The sequence below is a fragment of the Achromobacter sp. NFACC18-2 genome, assembly GCF_900108985.1.
Taxonomy (GTDB): Bacteria; Pseudomonadota; Gammaproteobacteria; order Burkholderiales; family Burkholderiaceae_B; genus Achromobacter.
Map to the genome: position 1 here is coordinate 33777 of NZ_FNYM01000013.1, position 15206 is coordinate 48982.

A 15206-nucleotide genomic window follows, 5' to 3' on the forward strand; every position below is an offset into this window, starting at 1 on the left:
CGCTCCAGGATTCTTGCGCGGGACGCCGGGCGTCCCGCGATCTATTGCGCACGTTGTTTTTGCCCGGCCCGCGCCGGGAGTGCGCTTGTCATGTGCCGGCGGCGGTCCGCGCGCGGGTCAGCGCAGGGATCGCCGCGCGAGCATCACTTCGGGCGTTGCATCTTGCAGGTGGCCTGCACCGGCGAGGACACGTCCGCCGCGGCCAGCACCTTGACGGGCGCAAAGCCCATGTCGGTGCCGTCGGCCTTGTACTTGGCATCTTTGCTGACCTTGGACACCACCATCGGCAACTGCACCTGGTGGTCTTCGGCGCGCATGGTGTAGTCGCCCAGCGCCGACTTGTAGGTGACCTTCTCCAGCGCGGCGGCCAGTGCCGGCACCGGCAGCTTGCCGTCCTGCGGCTTGACCTGCTTCAACGCTTCGCCCAGGAAGCGCACGCCGATCACGGTCTGCGGTTCGGTGTAGCTGGGGTAGTGGCCGGTCTTGGACTTGTAGTCCTCGGCGAACGCCGCACCTTCCTCGCCGGCCGCCTCGATGTTGTACGGGTGCGCGATGTAGTGGCCCAGCGCGACCTCGCCGGCGTTGGCCAGGTTGCCCACCTGGTCCAGGAATACCGTGGCAAAGCGCACCTTCAGGCCGCCCGCCTGCGTGGCCTTCATGAGCAGCAGCAGGTCGTTGGACCAGTTGCCGGTGATCACCGTGTCGGGCGTGGCCGAGCGGATGCGCGCGACGTAGGGCGCGAAGTCCTGGATCTTGTTGACCTCGTGCAGCGTCTTGCCCACGACCTCATAGCCGTACTGCTTGGCAAAGCGCTCGGTCGCGCCTTCCATGTCCTGGCCCCAGGAGTAGTTCTGGTTGATGGCGTACACGCGCTTGCCCAGCGTGCCGTCGGCCGACATGACCGAGGCCAGCGACTTGACGCGCAGGTCGGCGTTCGTGGTGAAACGGAAATGGTAGAAGTGGCACTTCTGGCCGGTCAGCTCCAGCGCCTCGCCGCCCACGTTCAGGAACACGATCTCCTTGCCCGGGTTGCGCAGGTTGTGCTTGCGCACGTCTTCGGTGAGCTGGCCGGAAATCGCCGACGACGAGCCCTGCACCAGCACCTGCACGCCCTCGGCGGCCGCGGCGCGGAAGCGGTCCGAGGCGCCCACGGGGCCGCCCTGGTTGTCGAATTCCACCAGCTCCAGCGGCTGGCCATTCCAGCCGCCGGCCGCGTTGATGCGGTCCAGCTCGTATTTGACGGCGGCGCGGAACATCAGGCCGGTCGAGGCCTGCGGGCCCGACAGCGTTTCGATCAGGCCGATCTTGACGGGCGCGGCGTGGGCCGTTGCGGTAAGTCCTGCCAGGCACAGCAGGCCGGTGGTGAAAGCCAATTTCATGCGTGTCTCCTCCGTGGGACGGGAGTGTGTGATTGCGTTGATCAGGCAGGCGCGCAGGCCGCCACGCCCGCATGCCGCAGGGGCGTGGGGGTGTAGTTGCGCGTGGATGAGGGAACGGCGGGGACCGCGGGCGGCCGATGCGCCGGGCCGGCGTGCCGGCCGGACAGGGCATGGGGCCGCCGGAGCGTCTGGAGAGGCGCCGTCGGGCGTGCCGATGGCGCGGATGCGGTCGTGCTGCCGGTGAAGTTCACCTGGTTGTCCCCTGCCTGTTTATGCGGCGTGACGCCGTGTTTTTCTGACGGACTTGCCGGGAAGCGCGGGTTGATTTACGCTTTCCGAACAAGTTGTCAGGCAACTTTATAAAGTTGTCCGATAAATCATAGGTCAAGCGTTTTTCTCGTGTCAAGCAACGGATTCAGGCGTTCAATCTGATAACCGGGGCGGTGCGCGAAAAGCCCGCGGACCGCGTTTAGCGCAGACTCAAAACAGCTTCAGGAGACAGGATGATTTCGTTCGAAGGGCAGGTTGCCGCCATCACCGGCGCGGGCAATGGCATCGGGCTGGCCACGGCGCGCCTCATGGCCGCGCATGGCGCGCGGCTGGTGTTGACCGACATCGACAATGCGCGGCTGCAGGACGTTGCGGCGGAACTCGATCCCAGCGGGCAGCGCGTCTACACGCACGCGCTGGACGTGTCGGTCTCGCATGATTGCGAACGGGTCTTCGAGGCGGCGGCCCGGCATTTCGGCGGGCTGGACCACCTGGTCCACTGCGCGGGCATCTATCCCGAACAGCTCGTGAAGGACACCAGCGACGAGGCCTGGCGCACGCTGATGCGCATCAACCTGGACGGCACGTTCTACGCGTGCCGCGCGGCGCAGCGCCACCTGCGCCACGACGGCTCGATCGTCCTGCTGACGTCGCTGGCCGCGCAGCGCGGCAGCTATGCGCACGCCGCCTACGCTGCCTCCAAGGGCGCGGTGCAGAGCTTTACCCGCAGCCTGGCGCTGGAACTGGCGCCGCAGATCCGCGTGAACGCGGTCGCGCCCGGCATCATCGCCACGTCCATGACGCACGACCTGATCGGGCAAAAGGGCGCCCAATTGCTGGAAAGCACGCCGCTGCGCCGCTTTGGCACCGCCGAGGAAATCGCCGGGACGATCGCCTTCCTGTGTTCGCCGCTGGCGGCGTTCGTGACGGGCGAGGTCATGCAGGTCAATGGCGGGATCTACATCGCGTAAAGTGCCAAGACGCGACGCCCCGGGAAAACCGGCAAATCTATAATTTTCCGGGACGCCGCCGCGCACGAGCCTGTCGGGACCACCACGCGAGACATTCCTATAAACACGGCCGCCGCGTCCGCGCGCCGCCCTCACGCTCCAACGATTCCACATGCAGCCCAGTCAAGAACCCGATCCGACGCGCGCCGCGCCCCGCAGCTCGCTGTCCGCGGCGGTGGCGGAGGCCCTGGCCGAGCAGATACGCCAAGGCGTGCTGGCCCCCGGCGACCGCCTGCCGACCGAAAAGCAACTGACCGAAATGCACTCGGTCAGCCGCGCGGTCGTGCGCGAAGCCCTGGCCCGCCTCAAGTCCGAAGGGCTGATCACCTCGCAGCAGGGCAGCGGCGTGTTCGTCGACCCCAACTTCCAGAAAAACGCCTTTCGCATCGCCGCGCCCACGCCGGGCGACAACCAGGACCTGGAACACATCCTGGAGCTGATGCTGTCCATCGAGGTCACCGCCGCGCGCTATGCGGCGCAGCGGCGCACCGAGCCCGACTTGAAGAAGATGCGCCAGGCGCTGGTGGGCATGGAGTACGCGCTCATCAACGACAAGCTGGGCGACGAGGAAGACTACCAATTCCACCAGGCCATCGTGCAGGCCACGCACAACCCGCATCTGGTGGCGCTGAACGATTACCTGGAAGCCAACGTGCGCCGCGTCATCCGCAGCGCGCGCAACAACACGGCGCGGATGTATGCCGAGCGCATGGCCGCGGTGCAGAGCGAGCACCAGGCCATCTTCGCCGCCATCGAATCCGGCGATCCGGACGCGGCGGGCCGCGCGGCGGAACAACATCTGCGCAATGCGGCCGACCGGCTGCGGCTGTTCCAGGCGGAGCGGCCGGCGCCGGTCTGAGCAGGTCCGCCCGCGCCGTCGCCGCCTAGGCGAAGGTCTGTTCCATTTCGCGGCGGAACTGCACCGCGGTCGAGCGTTCGTCATATTCCACGTCGCGCCAGCGGATCGCCTGCGACTGGCGCACCGGATTCTTCAGCTTGACCTTGTGCGACAGCCCCAGCGGCAGATAGCCTTCCTCGACGGAATCGGGCGCGGGCATCAGGCGGCCGTACACCGTATAGCCGCCTTCTCCGTCCAGGATCTGGCCGGGCTGCAGGTCGCGTTTGGCGGTCGCCACGACGTCGCCGTGCCAGCCGGCCGGCGCGCCCGTGGGCTCGCGGCGCAGGCCCACGCTGGCCACGCTGATGCCCAGCTCCAGGCCGATCAGGTGGTAGGGCTTGTACATGGCGGTGAAGTTGCCGCTGGGATCGGTGACCAGGCCATATTCCTGGAAGCAGCGCCGCACGTAGTCGCTGTCGGCCGCCAGCGTGACATAGACGCCCCAGCGCAGGTCGCGGAACACCGGCCGGCCGTCGCGCTCCAGCGACGAGATCACTTCGACCTGTCCCCGATGATGCAGCATGCCGCCGTCCTCGCGCGGGCGCAGCACGCGCGCCAGATCGTCCACGCCGCAAGGGGGAAAATGCAGGCCGGACGGCGAGGGCAACAGGCCCGTGGCGTTGGAGACGGCCGCCATCTCGATGGCGCTCTTGGTGCCGTCCAGGAAGCTGTTGAACATCTGCGCGTTGAAGTCTCCCGCCGCCACCATTTCGGCGGTGAAGCCGTAGTAGGGCCAGACGGTGTCGGGCGTGGACGTATGGAATTCGGGCAGGTACTTGGTGCCCTTGCCGGCGGCCATGACTTCAAAGCCGCTGGCCCGCGCCCAGTCCACCATTTCGCAGATCAGGGCGGGTTGGTCGCCGTAGGCCAGCGAATAGACGATGCCTGCCTCGCGCGCGCGGCGCGCCAGCAGCGGGCCGGCCAGCGCGTCGGCTTCGACGTTGACCATGATGATGTGCTTGCCGTATTCGCAGCAGGTCAGCACATGGGTGATGCCGGCGGCGGCCTGGCCGGTGGCGTCGATGACGATGTCCACGTCGGGACTGGCGATGACGGCGCGCGCGTCGTCGCAGAAATAGACTTTGCCGTTCTTGTACGCCTCATTGATGCTGCCGGCGTTGAGCGCGCTGGCGGGCCAGCCTACGCGGGTCAGCGCGGCGCGGGCGCGGTCGGGCATCAGGTCCGCCACCGCCACCAGGCGTATTCCCGGCGTACGCGGGGCCTGGCTCATGAACATGGCGCCGAACTTTCCGGCGCCCAACAATGCAACTCGCAACGGCTTGTGGTCGGCCTCTCGCTGCTTGAGCAGACGGTACAGATTCATGGCGCGGGCTCCTCCTGGGTGGGGCGTACGACTCCACAGGATAGTCCCAAACGATGACGGTTGGACAGGACTCAGCCGGACTCAGGCATCTGCCGTATAGAGCTCGCCGGCCAGCACGTTGCGCCAGTTCTGCCAGTTGATGCGCGGGCGGTCCGTGACCCCGCGGTTGTAGGGCGCGTCGAACAGGATGTGCTTCCAGCGCGGGCGCGCCGCGCCTTCGATGTGGGGCTTGTCGTCGATCAGCAGGTGGCCCTGCACCAGGGTTTTGTCCTTGGTGAGGATCAGCCGGCTGGTGGCGTCGCGGCCCAGGTGTTTTTCCACCCACAGGTATTTTTCGGCGACGCAGTTCTCGAATTGCGACAGCGGCGACGAGCAGATGCGCACGTCCATGCCCAGCGCCAGCAGTTCCTTGACCGCGTCCAGCGCGCCCGGCACGGGCGGCAGGTTGCGGATGAAGCCCGGCGCCGTGTAGATGGCCTCGGCCATGCCGCGTAGTTCGGGGGCGTAATCCTCGCGGATGTAGAAGGATTTGCGGTCCTCGAAGGCCACGGGCGCGATGTCCGGATGGCGCTCGCGCCACGCATCGATGAAGGCGTGTTCGAAATCGGCCAGCACGCCGTCTTGATCCAGCAGGATGATCATGGTGAACCCAGGAGTTGGCAACCTTGGGATTGTGCCTTAGCCGTCCAGCGGGCGCGATTGCGCCACGATGCGGTAGCGGCTTCCTCCCGTCAGCGATTCGGACGCCACCAGCACCATGCGGTCATAGCGCCACGCCAGCGGCGCGGGGGGCTCCTCGGGCGGGTGGGCGTTAACGATGTTGCGCAGCAAGGTGACGTGCGGGCGGAACGGCTGCGGGGGCGGCGCCAGTCCGTAACCGGACAGCCATTGCCACAGTTCGTCATGCGCGGCCTGCAGGCCGGCAGGCGTTTGCGCCGGTCCCGCCCAGAGAATGCGCTGGCGGCCAAAGACGCCGTACCGTTCCAGCGGCGCCTCGCCCGGGGCGAGCCGATGTCCAGGCGTGGCGGCGGCCAGTTCGTCGGCCAGCGCGCTGTCGACCGGACCCAGGAAGGCCAGCGTCAGGTGCAGCGTCTCGGTGCGCATGGCGCGCCCGCCGCAGGTCAGGCGGGCCTGTTCCGCCCACCCGGCCAGCGACGCCGCCAGGGCGGGAGAGGGCCACAGCGCGAAAAAGAGGCGGATCGTGGACATGCGGTGATTGTAGGGGCCGGGCGGCGGGTCCGTCCGCCGTCGGCCAGAACCAGCCGCTGCGCGTTTACTTGCCCGCGGTTTCGGGCTTGGGCCGGCGGGTCAGGGCGGTATCGAAGCGCTCGACGCCAGGACGCGATACGGCGGGACGGGCCGGGGCGGCCTGGGCGGCGTCGGTCGCGGGCCGGTCGAAACGCTCCACGCCCGGGCGCGCCGACCGATCAAAGCGCTCGACGCCGGGACGGGCAGGGCGGTCGAAGCGTTCGACGCCCGGACGGTTCAGCCGTTCGACCCCCGGACGGCTGCTTTCCACACCCGGCCGGTTGAAGCGTTCCACGCCGGGCGCGGTGAAGCGTTCGACGCGCTGCGGCGTGGCCGTCTTGGCCGCCGCGCTCTGCGCCGCGGCCTGTTCGCGCTTGGCGATGATTTCTTCGGCGCGCTGGTGATGCGGCGCCATCTTGCGCACCATGACGCGCCCGTCGTGCGGGAAATAATTGATGCGGCGCGCATGCACGTCGCCCAGATCCTGCGCCTTGACGGGAATGCCTTCGAGCTTGAGATAGTTCAGGACGAACTCGCCGTTGCGTTCGCCGATGTTCATCTGCTGCATCGCCGCCAGCACCGCGCCGCCGCCGAACACCTTGGCTTCCAGGCGGTCGCGCGAGGCGCCCGCCTTGAGCAGTTCGTTGATCAGCACTTCCATCGCGAACGCGCCATAGCGCATGGTGGCCGAGGCGGGCGACTGCATGTCGCCCTCGGGCAGCATGAAGTGGTTCATGCCGCCCACGCGCGTCACCGGGTCGTGGATGCACGCCGCGACACAGGACCCGAGCACGGTCGAGATCATCAGGTTTTCATTCGTGACGTAGTACTCGTTGGGGAGCACCTTCACTGCCTGACATTGGAACGCGCTGTCGTAGTAGTGACGAGTTGCGCGGGCTTCAAGAGCGGCCATTGGACTGATATCTGGGCAAAAACGGCGATTGAGACACTGGAAATGCAGGAAGAAGCGGTGTTTGTATCAAAACATGTACAAAAATGTCGCTTTATTCTTGCATATCCCGGCAGTCCATGGGAGAAAACTATGTAAACAAGACCAAAGCGTCGTTTATTGGAACTTCCCTATGCCGCCCGCTCGCGCGACGCCTGCGAGAAGGGCTGGCAGCCATCCTACACAGGCTTTTTGCGGTCTTTCCCCGGATCACGGGGACGAAGGGGGTTCAAACGGAGCTTTAGACCCGCCGGTCCGTGGGCAAGCCCGGCGCAGGTCCGGGCAGGCCGCCCGGATTCCCGCGTCGGGCGGGGCCGGCCGGGCTAGAACCGCGTGCTGCGGGTGACCGACCAGCGCGCGGACAGGGCGCCCAGCGCGGCGGCGGCGATGACGGCGCCGATCAGGACCGGGGCGCCGGGCAGGTGCAGGGCGAACTCGGCGCCGTAACTGCGGGCCAGGCCCAGCAGGGCGTCATTCAGGGGGGACAGTGCGACCGCCGCCACCCCGATGGCCAGCACCGAGGCCAGGGCGCCGGACAGCGCGCCCAGGTAAAGGAAGGGGCGGCGCACGAACGATTCGGTGGCGCCGACCAGCCGCGCCACGCCGATTTCCTCGCGTTGCGACAGCGCCTGCATGCGCACGGTGTTGAACACCGTGGCCAGCACCACGACCGCCACGCAGGCCGCCAGAAAGCCCAGGCCGATACGGGCAAAGCGCAGGATGGCTTCCAGCCGCTGGACCCAGGCGCTGTCCAACTGCACCAGGTCGACGTGGTTCCATTGCTTCCAGGCCGAGGCCAGCGTGTCGGCCCGTCCGGCGAGGTTGTCGCCGTCGGCCAGGGTGACCACGACCGCGTCCGGCAGCGGATTGCCCGGCAGCACGGCCAGCGCCTCCTGCCAGGCCGGATTGGCGCGCAAATCGGCCAGGGCGCTGTCGCGGCCCACGACACGGACGGCGCGCACCTCCTGCGGGTAATCGTCCTTGATGCGCTTGGCCACGTCCGCGGCGGCGCCCGAGGGCGCGTCTACCCGCATGAAAACCGTGACCTCGGGGGTGACGGACATCTGCCGCGCCACCGGCTGCACGGAGACCAGGATGGCGCTGCCCAGCAATGGCAGCGCCAGCGCCAGGGCCATCACCAGCAGGTTGGCGAGCGAGGAGAAGGGCTGCTTGATCAGCCGGCGCAGGGTGACCAGCAGCGCGTAGCGGTGTTGCCGCAGCCAGGCGTTCATGCGGATTCTCCCGGATGGCCCAGGCCCGGCTCGGCGCGGCCGGGACGCGCGGGCGCCGCGTGGGGAGCGTGGGCGTCGGCAGGCGTGGCAGGACCGTGGGAATCGGCGAACCGGCCCGGATCGATGCGCAGGGTACGGGTGGCGTAGCGCGCCATGAGTTCCTGGTCGTGCGAAGCGATCAGCGTGGTGACGCCGACGCGGTTGAAGTCGCGGAACACGTTCATGATGCGCTGCGCGTTGTCGTGGTCGAGGTTGGCGGTGGGTTCGTCCGCGATCAGGATGGCGGGCCGGTTGACGATGGCCCGCGCGATTGCCAGGCGCTGCTGTTCGCCGCCCGAGAGTTCGATGGGGTTGAGGTCTTCCTTGCCCGACAGCCCGACCTTGTCCAGCGCCGCCCGCGCGCGCGACGCGGCGGATTCCCAGGGATGACCCTGGACGGCCAGCGGCAACATCACGTTTTCGAACGCGCTGCGATCGAACAGCAGGTGCGTGTCCTGCAGGATGACGCCCACCGCGCGGCGCAGGTAGGGCCGGGCGCGCGCGGGCAGCTTGTCCAGACGCTGGCCGTTCACCTGGATGGAGCCGCGGCTGGCGGGCTCAAGCCCGCCAATCAGCTTGAGCAGGGTGGACTTGCCGGCGCCGGACGGCCCCGATACGAAAACGAACTCTCCCGCGCTCACGCGGAAGTTGATGTCGGCCAGAATGTTGCGGCCGCGACCATATGATTTGAATACGTGCTGGAATTCGATCATGGCGGCTGTCAGATGAAGCCGCCATAGTAACTCGGGGACAGTAAGGTGGCCTACACCTCGTGGCGCGTCGTTCAGGCGATGGCCTCGTTCGACAGGCTGAATCGGATGCCCGCAAACCTGAAAACGCGTCCCTATTTTTCGTCAAAAACAGCGTTTCATTTCATCCAGTGTCCCTATATTTCAAGGGAATTCCCGGATGCGCCGCGTGCTTTACGGACGCTACCATCCGCCCAATGCGTGGGCCTAACCGGCCCTCGCTTTGGATTCGCTTCATCCCACACGGAGATCACGATGAAAGTACTGAAACTCGCTGCCATTGGCGCTGCGCTGCTCGCCGCATCCTCGGCTGCCAATGCGGGCGCAACCTTCGATAACGTCAAGAAGAAAGGGTTTGTCCAGTGTGGGGTTTCGACGGGTATCCCGGGGTTCTCCATCGCTGACAGCAAGGGTGAATACAAGGGCATCGACGTGGACATGTGCCGCGCCATCGCCTCGACCATGTTCGGCGACGCCACCAAGGTCAAGTTCACGCCCTTGAACACCCAGCAGCGCTTCACCGCGCTGCAATCCGGCGAAGTCGACGTGCTGACCCGCAACACCACCGTCACGCTGACCCGCGACACCACGCTGGGCCTGATCGGCGTGGGCGTGAACTACTACGACAGCCAGGGCGTCATGGTCTCCAAGGACCTGAACATCAAGAGCGCGAAGGAACTGAACGGCGCCACCGTCTGCGTGCAGCCGGGCACCACCACCGAACTGAACCTGGCCGACTGGTTCCGCAGCCAGAAGATCGAATTCAAGCCGGTCGTGATCGACAAGTACGACGAAATCATCCGCGCCTTCTCGGCCGGCCGCTGCGACGCCTTCACGACCGACAAGTCGCAACTGGCTTCGACCCGCACCACGCTCGAGAACCCGGACAAGTTCGTCATCCTGCCGGAAGACTTCTCCAAGGAGCCGCTGGGCCCCATGGTCCGCCAGGGCGATGAGCAGTGGTTCAACGTCGTGCGCTGGTCCCTGAACGCCATGCTGGAGGCCGAGGAATACGGCATCACCAAGGCCAACGTCGATGAGATGCTCAAGAGCTCCAATCCCAACATCCAGCGCATCCTGGGCGTGACCCCGGGCATGGGCAAGAACCTGGGCGTGGACGACAAGTGGGCCTACAACATCATCAAGAACGTGGGTAACTACGGCGAAAGCTTCGAAGCCACGCTGGGCAAGAACAGCGCGATGAAGTTGGAGCGCGGTTTGAACGCTTCGTACAAGCAAGGTGGCTTGATGTACGGCTGGCCGGTGCGCTGACGCGCGGCTGCCTGGCATGGCGGAGCACGGCTCTCCGTCATGCCTAGGGCCTGTCTGCACAGGACGTGTATTTCCTGACAGGCCCTAACCCGCCTTCGGGCGGGCGGCAGAAGTGGGTGGCGCGGCGATTGCGGCATGCCACCCGGTGTCCGACTTCTGTAGATTCATCATGACGACTCCCAACAAAAACGCCCCGATTTCGGCACCCCCACGGCGTCTGAACTGGAACGATCCCGGCGTGCGCTCCGTGGTCTACCAGGTGATTGCCCTGACCGCGGTAGCCTGGGCCGTGTGGTTCCTGGTATCGAACACGCTTCATAACCTGTCCGTGCGCAACATCGCCACGGGTTTCGGCTTCCTGGACCGCGAGGCCGGCTTCGCAATCGGCGAAACCGCCATTGCCTACTCTCCCTCAGACACCTATGGCCGCGCCATCGTGGTCGGCCTGCTCAACACGTTGCGCGTGGCTGTCCTCGGCATTGTGCTGGCGACCATCCTCGGCACGCTCATCGGCATCGGCCGCCTGTCCAAGAACTGGCTGGTGTCCAAGATCACCTCGGTCTACGTCGAGGTGATGCGCAACGTGCCGTTGCTGCTGCAGCTGTTCTTCTGGTACGCGATCATCACCGAGAACATGCCGGGTCCGCGCCAGGCGCACAATCCGCTGCCGGGCGTCTTCATCTCCAACCGCGGCCTGAAAGTGCCGGCGCTGGAAGGCAATTCGCTGGACTGGATGCTGGCCGGCCTGGGGCTGGCCATCGTGGCCATCATCCTGCTGGGCCACTGGGGCAAGAAGCGCCAGGAAGCCACCGGTCAGATTTTCCCGCTGGGCCGCGCAGCCATCGCCCTGCTGATCGCCTTTCCCGTCATCGGCTGGCTGGTGAGCGGCGCGTCGCTGAAGCTGGACATGCCGGAATTGAAGGGCTTCAACTTCGCGGGTGGCCTGACGCTGTCGCCGGAATTCGCCGCATTGCTGGCGGGCCTGGTGATCTACACGTCGGCGTTCATCGCTGAAGTCGTGCGCTCGGGCATCCAGGCGGTCAGCAGCGGCCAGTGGGAAGCCGCGGGCTCGCTGGGCCTGCCGCGCGCCAAGGTGCTGCGCCTGGTGATCCTGCCGCAGGCGCTGCGCGTGATCATTCCCCCGATGACCAGCCAGTACCTGAACCTGACCAAGAACAGCTCGCTGGCCGTTGCCATCGGTTATCCCGACATCGTGTCGGTGGTGAACACGACGCTGAACCAGACGGGCCAGGCCATCGAGGGGATTCTCATCATCATGGGCGCGTACCTCACGGTCAGCCTGTCGATCTCGATCTTCATGAACTGGTACAACAAGCGCATCGCGCTGGTGGAGCGTTGATATGAGCAGCACTACGCATACCCCCAGCGAGGCCCTGCCGCCGCCGAGCAACCAGACCGGGCCATGGGCCTGGCTCAAGACGCGGCTGTTTTCGTCGCCGCTGAACATCCTCATCACGGTGCTGCTGGCGTGGTTCCTTTTGATGTCGGTGCCGGCGCTGGTGGAGTGGGCCTTCATCAAGGCCAACTTCAGCGCGACCAACGCCCAGGAGTGCCGCGCCTCGGGCGGCGCCTGCTGGGCCTTCATCATCGAAAAGCACCGGCTGATCCTGTTCGGCACCTATCCGTATGACGAGCAATGGCGGCCGTTGATCGCCACCCTCATCCTGGTGGCGGTGATCGTCTGCAGCGGCATTCGCCGCTTCTGGAACTGGAAGCTCGCCGTCATCTGGACCGTGGGGCTGACGGCCGTGGCGGTCCTGATGTGGGGCGGCGTGTTCGGCCTGACCTACGTGGAAAACGCGCGCTGGGGCGGCCTGCCGCTCACGCTGATCCTGTCCACGTTCGGCATCGCCTTCGCGTTCCCGATCGGCGTGCTGCTGGCCCTGGGCCGGCGCTCGAAGATGCCCGCCATCAAGGCGTTGTGCGTCGTGTACATCGAGCTGATCCGCGGCGTGCCGCTGATCAGCCTGCTGTTCATGTCGTCGGTGATGCTGCCGCTCTTCCTGCCGGAAGGCTTTTCGATCGACAAGCTCTTGCGCGCGCAGATCGCGATCATCATGTTCGCCGCGGCCTATATCGCGGAAACGGTGCGCGGCGGCCTGCAGGCGATTCCCAAGGGGCAGTATGAGGGCGCGGATTCGCTGGGCCTGAATTACTGGCAGCAGATGCGCAAGATCATTCTGCCGCAGGCGCTCAAGATCGTGATTCCGCCGCTGGTCAGCATCTTCATCGCGCTGTTCAAGGACACGTCGCTGGTGGTGATCATCGGCATCTTCGACCTGACGCTGGCGGCCAAGGCAGCCTTGTCCGATGCGGCATGGCGCGGATTCGGGGTGGAGGCGTATCTGTTCATTTCGCTGATCTACTTCGTCTTCTGCTTCTCCATGTCCAAATACAGCCAGGCGCTGGAAAAACGCCTGGCCACGGGTCACGCACGCTAGCAATATGCCGCGCGTCCGCCGCCAGGCGGGCGCGCCCAGCGATACTTACGGGAGTACAGGCATGTCGGATGCCATTATTCGTTTGCAGGACGTGAACAAGTGGTACGGCCAGTTCCACGTGTTGCGCAACATCAACCTGGACGTCGCGCCAGGCGAGCGCATCGTGGTGTGCGGACCTTCGGGTTCGGGCAAGTCCACGATGATCCGCTGCATCAACCGGCTGGAAGAACACCAGAAGGGCCACATCATCGTGGACGGCACGGAGCTCACCAATGACCTGAAGCACATCGAGACGATCCGCAAGGACGTGGGCATGGTGTTCCAGCATTTCAATCTGTTCCCGCACCTGACGGTGTTGGAGAACCTGACGCTGGGCCCGATGTGGGTGCTGAAGAAGCCGCGCGCGGAAGCCGAGGCGACGGCGATGAAGTATCTGGAGCGCGTGCGGATTCCGGAGCAGGCCAAGAAGTTTCCCGGCCAGCTGTCGGGCGGGCAGCAGCAGCGCGTGGCGATCGCGCGGTCGCTGTGCATGAATCCCAAGATCATGCTGTTCGATGAGCCGACGTCGGCGCTGGATCCGGAAATGGTGAAGGAAGTGCTGGACGTGATGGTCAGCCTGGCCCAGGAAAGCGGCATGACGATGATCTGCGTGACGCACGAAATGGGCTTTGCGCGCAAGGTCGCGAACCGCGTGATCTTCATGGACCGCGGCGAGATCATCGAACAGAACACGCCGGACGAGTTCTTCGACAATCCGCAGAACGAACGGACGAAGCTTTTCTTGAGCCAGATTTTGCACTGAGCCGCCAAGCCGCTTTTGTGAACGGACCCCCGTGGGTGGACGTCAGTCCAACTACCGGGGGTCTGTTTCATTGGGGCGGTTTGGCGTCGGTGCGGCGGCCTGACCGGGCGTGCGCCGGTGCGGCCAATCCTTGGAAGTCCGGCCGATCTTCCCGGTATCCCTTTGTTACGGCGTTCACGTGCGTGGGGTATGCTACTGACCGCCAATGATCCAGAGTGAGGAGACCGAATCATGACGAATACCCCCCGCAGCGCCGCGCGCCGCGCCCTGTTGCAAGGCGCCGTGGCGCTGGCCGCGACCCTGCCGTTTGGCGCGCCCGCGCTGGCCCAGGCCACCGATTTCCCGACCAAGCCGATCCGCTTTGTCGTTCCCTACCCGCCCGGCGGTCCGCTGGACACGATGGCCCGCATGCTGGCCGAGAAGGTGCGCGGGTCGTTGGGCCAGCCGGTGATCGTGGAGAACCGTTCGGGCGCGGGCGGCAACATCGGCGCCGACCTGGTGGCCAAGGCGCAGCCGGACGGCTATACGCTGGTGATGGGCGCCGTGGCGACGCATGCGATCAATCCCTGGCTGTTCGCGAATCTGCCTTACGACCCGGTGAAGGATTTCGCGCCGGTGACGATCGTGGCGTCGGTGCCGAACGTGCTGGTCATCAACCTTGAGTTCGCCCAGAAGAACAAGATCGAGAAGCTGGCGGACCTGATCGACTATGCGAAGAAGAATCCGGGCAAGCTGAATTACGGCTCGGGCGGCAACGGCAGCGCGGGTCATCTGTCGGGCGAGTTGCTCAAGGCGCGGGCCGATATCAAGGTCGAGCACATTCCCTACCAGGGCGCGGCGCCGGCGCAGTTGGCGCTGCTGTCGGGCCAGTCGGATTTCATGTTCGACAATCTGGCGGCGTCGGCGCCGTTGATCAAGGACGGCAAGGTGAAGGCGCTGGCCGTGACGACGGCCAAGCGTTCGTCGCTGCTGGCGGATGTGCCTACCGTCGAGGAATCGGGCGTGAAGGGCTTTGACCTGGGCACGTGGTTCGGGGTGTTCACGACGGGCGGCACGCCGGCGCCGGTGGTGGCCAAGCTGAACAAGGCGTATGCCGAGGCGATGGCGCAGCCGGACATCAAGCAGCGTCTGCTGACCATGGGGTCCGAGGCGGGTCCGATGACGCCGGAGGCGTTTGCCGAATTCGTGAAGGCCGAGAAGGCGAAGTATCAGGAGATTGTGAAGATCTCGGGTGCTAGCTTGAATTGATGCTTTCTGGCGATGGGCGTCTTTGGTGGATGCCTGTTGCGATGTGGTTTTTGAACGCCTGTCGGAGTTGTTTCTGGCGGGCGTTTTGGTTTCTTCGGGCGGTTGCGGTGCGTTCTTCTGACGCCCGGCGCGTCGGCGGCCTGGGGCGCGCGGGGCTACGATTGCGGTCCGGAGCCTTCGCTCCGGACTGCCCCGTCGTCAACCTCGTCCGCCTTCGGCTCCCTACGGTTTCCCTCGGGCGCATCTACACGCCCCGCGCACCCCAGGCCGCCGCCACGCCGGGCTCTGTGGTTTGAGCTTGGCGGGCGCTGGGGCGGGTTGGGT

14 protein-coding genes are annotated in these 15206 nt (G+C 65.9%); 7 read left to right on the forward strand and 7 right to left on the reverse strand.

Going from position 1 to position 15206, the window contains the following annotated elements; all coding sequences use genetic code 11:
- Window positions 1–143: 143 nt before the first annotated feature.
- Window positions 144–1379, reverse strand: coding sequence for a branched-chain amino acid ABC transporter substrate-binding protein (locus BMW75_RS19390; RefSeq protein WP_092581481.1), 1236 nt, complete (start codon window positions 1377–1379; stop codon window positions 144–146).
- Window positions 1380–1882: 503 nt separating this feature from the next.
- Here BMW75_RS19390 and BMW75_RS19395 point away from each other — a divergent pair.
- Both BMW75_RS19395 and BMW75_RS19400 read left to right on the forward strand, forming a co-directional pair.
- Complete coding sequence (locus BMW75_RS19395; protein WP_076517310.1) at window positions 1883–2620, forward strand: SDR family NAD(P)-dependent oxidoreductase; 738 nt, start codon at window positions 1883–1885, stop codon at window positions 2618–2620.
- A gap of 151 nt (window positions 2621–2771) precedes the next feature.
- The gene (locus BMW75_RS19400) at window positions 2772–3518 is read left to right on the forward strand and encodes a FadR/GntR family transcriptional regulator (RefSeq protein WP_076517307.1); all 747 of its coding nucleotides are present in this window, start codon (window positions 2772–2774) and stop codon (window positions 3516–3518) included.
- A gap of 25 nt (window positions 3519–3543) precedes the next feature.
- Here BMW75_RS19400 and BMW75_RS19405 read toward each other — a convergent pair whose 3' ends face one another.
- The 6 genes from BMW75_RS19405 to BMW75_RS19430 form a co-directional block, all read right to left on the reverse strand.
- Window positions 3544–4881: an NAD(P)H-dependent oxidoreductase gene (locus BMW75_RS19405; protein ID WP_092581482.1), complete on the reverse strand. Its 1338-nt coding sequence runs from the start codon at window positions 4879–4881 to the stop codon at window positions 3544–3546.
- Window positions 4882–4962: 81 nt separating this feature from the next.
- Window positions 4963–5523: a 5'-3'-deoxyribonucleotidase gene (locus BMW75_RS19410; protein ID WP_092581483.1), complete on the reverse strand. Its 561-nt coding sequence runs from the start codon at window positions 5521–5523 to the stop codon at window positions 4963–4965.
- A gap of 36 nt (window positions 5524–5559) precedes the next feature.
- On the reverse strand, window positions 5560–6090 hold the full coding sequence (thpR, locus tag BMW75_RS19415; protein ID WP_092581484.1) for an RNA 2',3'-cyclic phosphodiesterase: 531 nt from the start codon (window positions 6088–6090) through the stop codon (window positions 5560–5562).
- Between the two features lie 64 nt (window positions 6091–6154).
- Window positions 6155–7042 carry a chemoreceptor glutamine deamidase CheD gene (cheD, locus tag BMW75_RS19420; protein WP_092581485.1) on the reverse strand — a complete coding sequence of 296 codons (888 nt, stop codon included), beginning with the start codon at window positions 7040–7042 and terminating at the stop codon, window positions 6155–6157.
- A 359-nt stretch (window positions 7043–7401) separates the two neighbouring features.
- Window positions 7402–8310, reverse strand: coding sequence for a cell division protein FtsX (locus tag BMW75_RS19425; protein ID WP_092581486.1), 909 nt, complete (start codon window positions 8308–8310; stop codon window positions 7402–7404).
- Window positions 8307–9062, reverse strand: coding sequence for a cell division ATP-binding protein FtsE (locus BMW75_RS19430; protein WP_076517296.1), 756 nt, complete (start codon window positions 9060–9062; stop codon window positions 8307–8309). Before BMW75_RS19430 ends, BMW75_RS19425 begins: the two co-directional genes overlap by 4 nt.
- Window positions 9063–9353: 291 nt before the next feature.
- Here BMW75_RS19430 and BMW75_RS19435 point away from each other — a divergent pair, with 291 nt between their 5' ends.
- From BMW75_RS19435 to BMW75_RS19455, 5 genes are all read left to right on the forward strand, one after another.
- Window positions 9354–10370 (forward strand): amino acid ABC transporter substrate-binding protein, encoded by a 1017-nt coding sequence (locus BMW75_RS19435; RefSeq protein WP_076521832.1) that lies wholly within the window; start codon window positions 9354–9356, stop codon window positions 10368–10370.
- A 169-nt stretch (window positions 10371–10539) separates the two neighbouring features.
- Window positions 10540–11730: an amino acid ABC transporter permease gene (locus tag BMW75_RS19440; RefSeq protein WP_092581487.1), complete on the forward strand. Its 1191-nt coding sequence runs from the start codon at window positions 10540–10542 to the stop codon at window positions 11728–11730.
- A gap of 1 nt (window position 11731) precedes the next feature.
- Window positions 11732–12832: an amino acid ABC transporter permease gene (locus BMW75_RS19445; RefSeq protein ID WP_092581488.1), complete on the forward strand. Its 1101-nt coding sequence runs from the start codon at window positions 11732–11734 to the stop codon at window positions 12830–12832.
- A 61-nt stretch (window positions 12833–12893) separates the two neighbouring features.
- A complete protein-coding gene (locus BMW75_RS19450) occupies window positions 12894–13634 on the forward strand; it encodes an amino acid ABC transporter ATP-binding protein (protein WP_056320495.1) in 741 nt (246 codons plus the stop codon).
- A 231-nt stretch (window positions 13635–13865) separates the two neighbouring features.
- Window positions 13866–14882 (forward strand): Bug family tripartite tricarboxylate transporter substrate binding protein, encoded by a 1017-nt coding sequence (locus BMW75_RS19455; RefSeq protein ID WP_092581489.1) that lies wholly within the window; start codon window positions 13866–13868, stop codon window positions 14880–14882.
- Window positions 14883–15206: the final 324 nt, after the last annotated feature.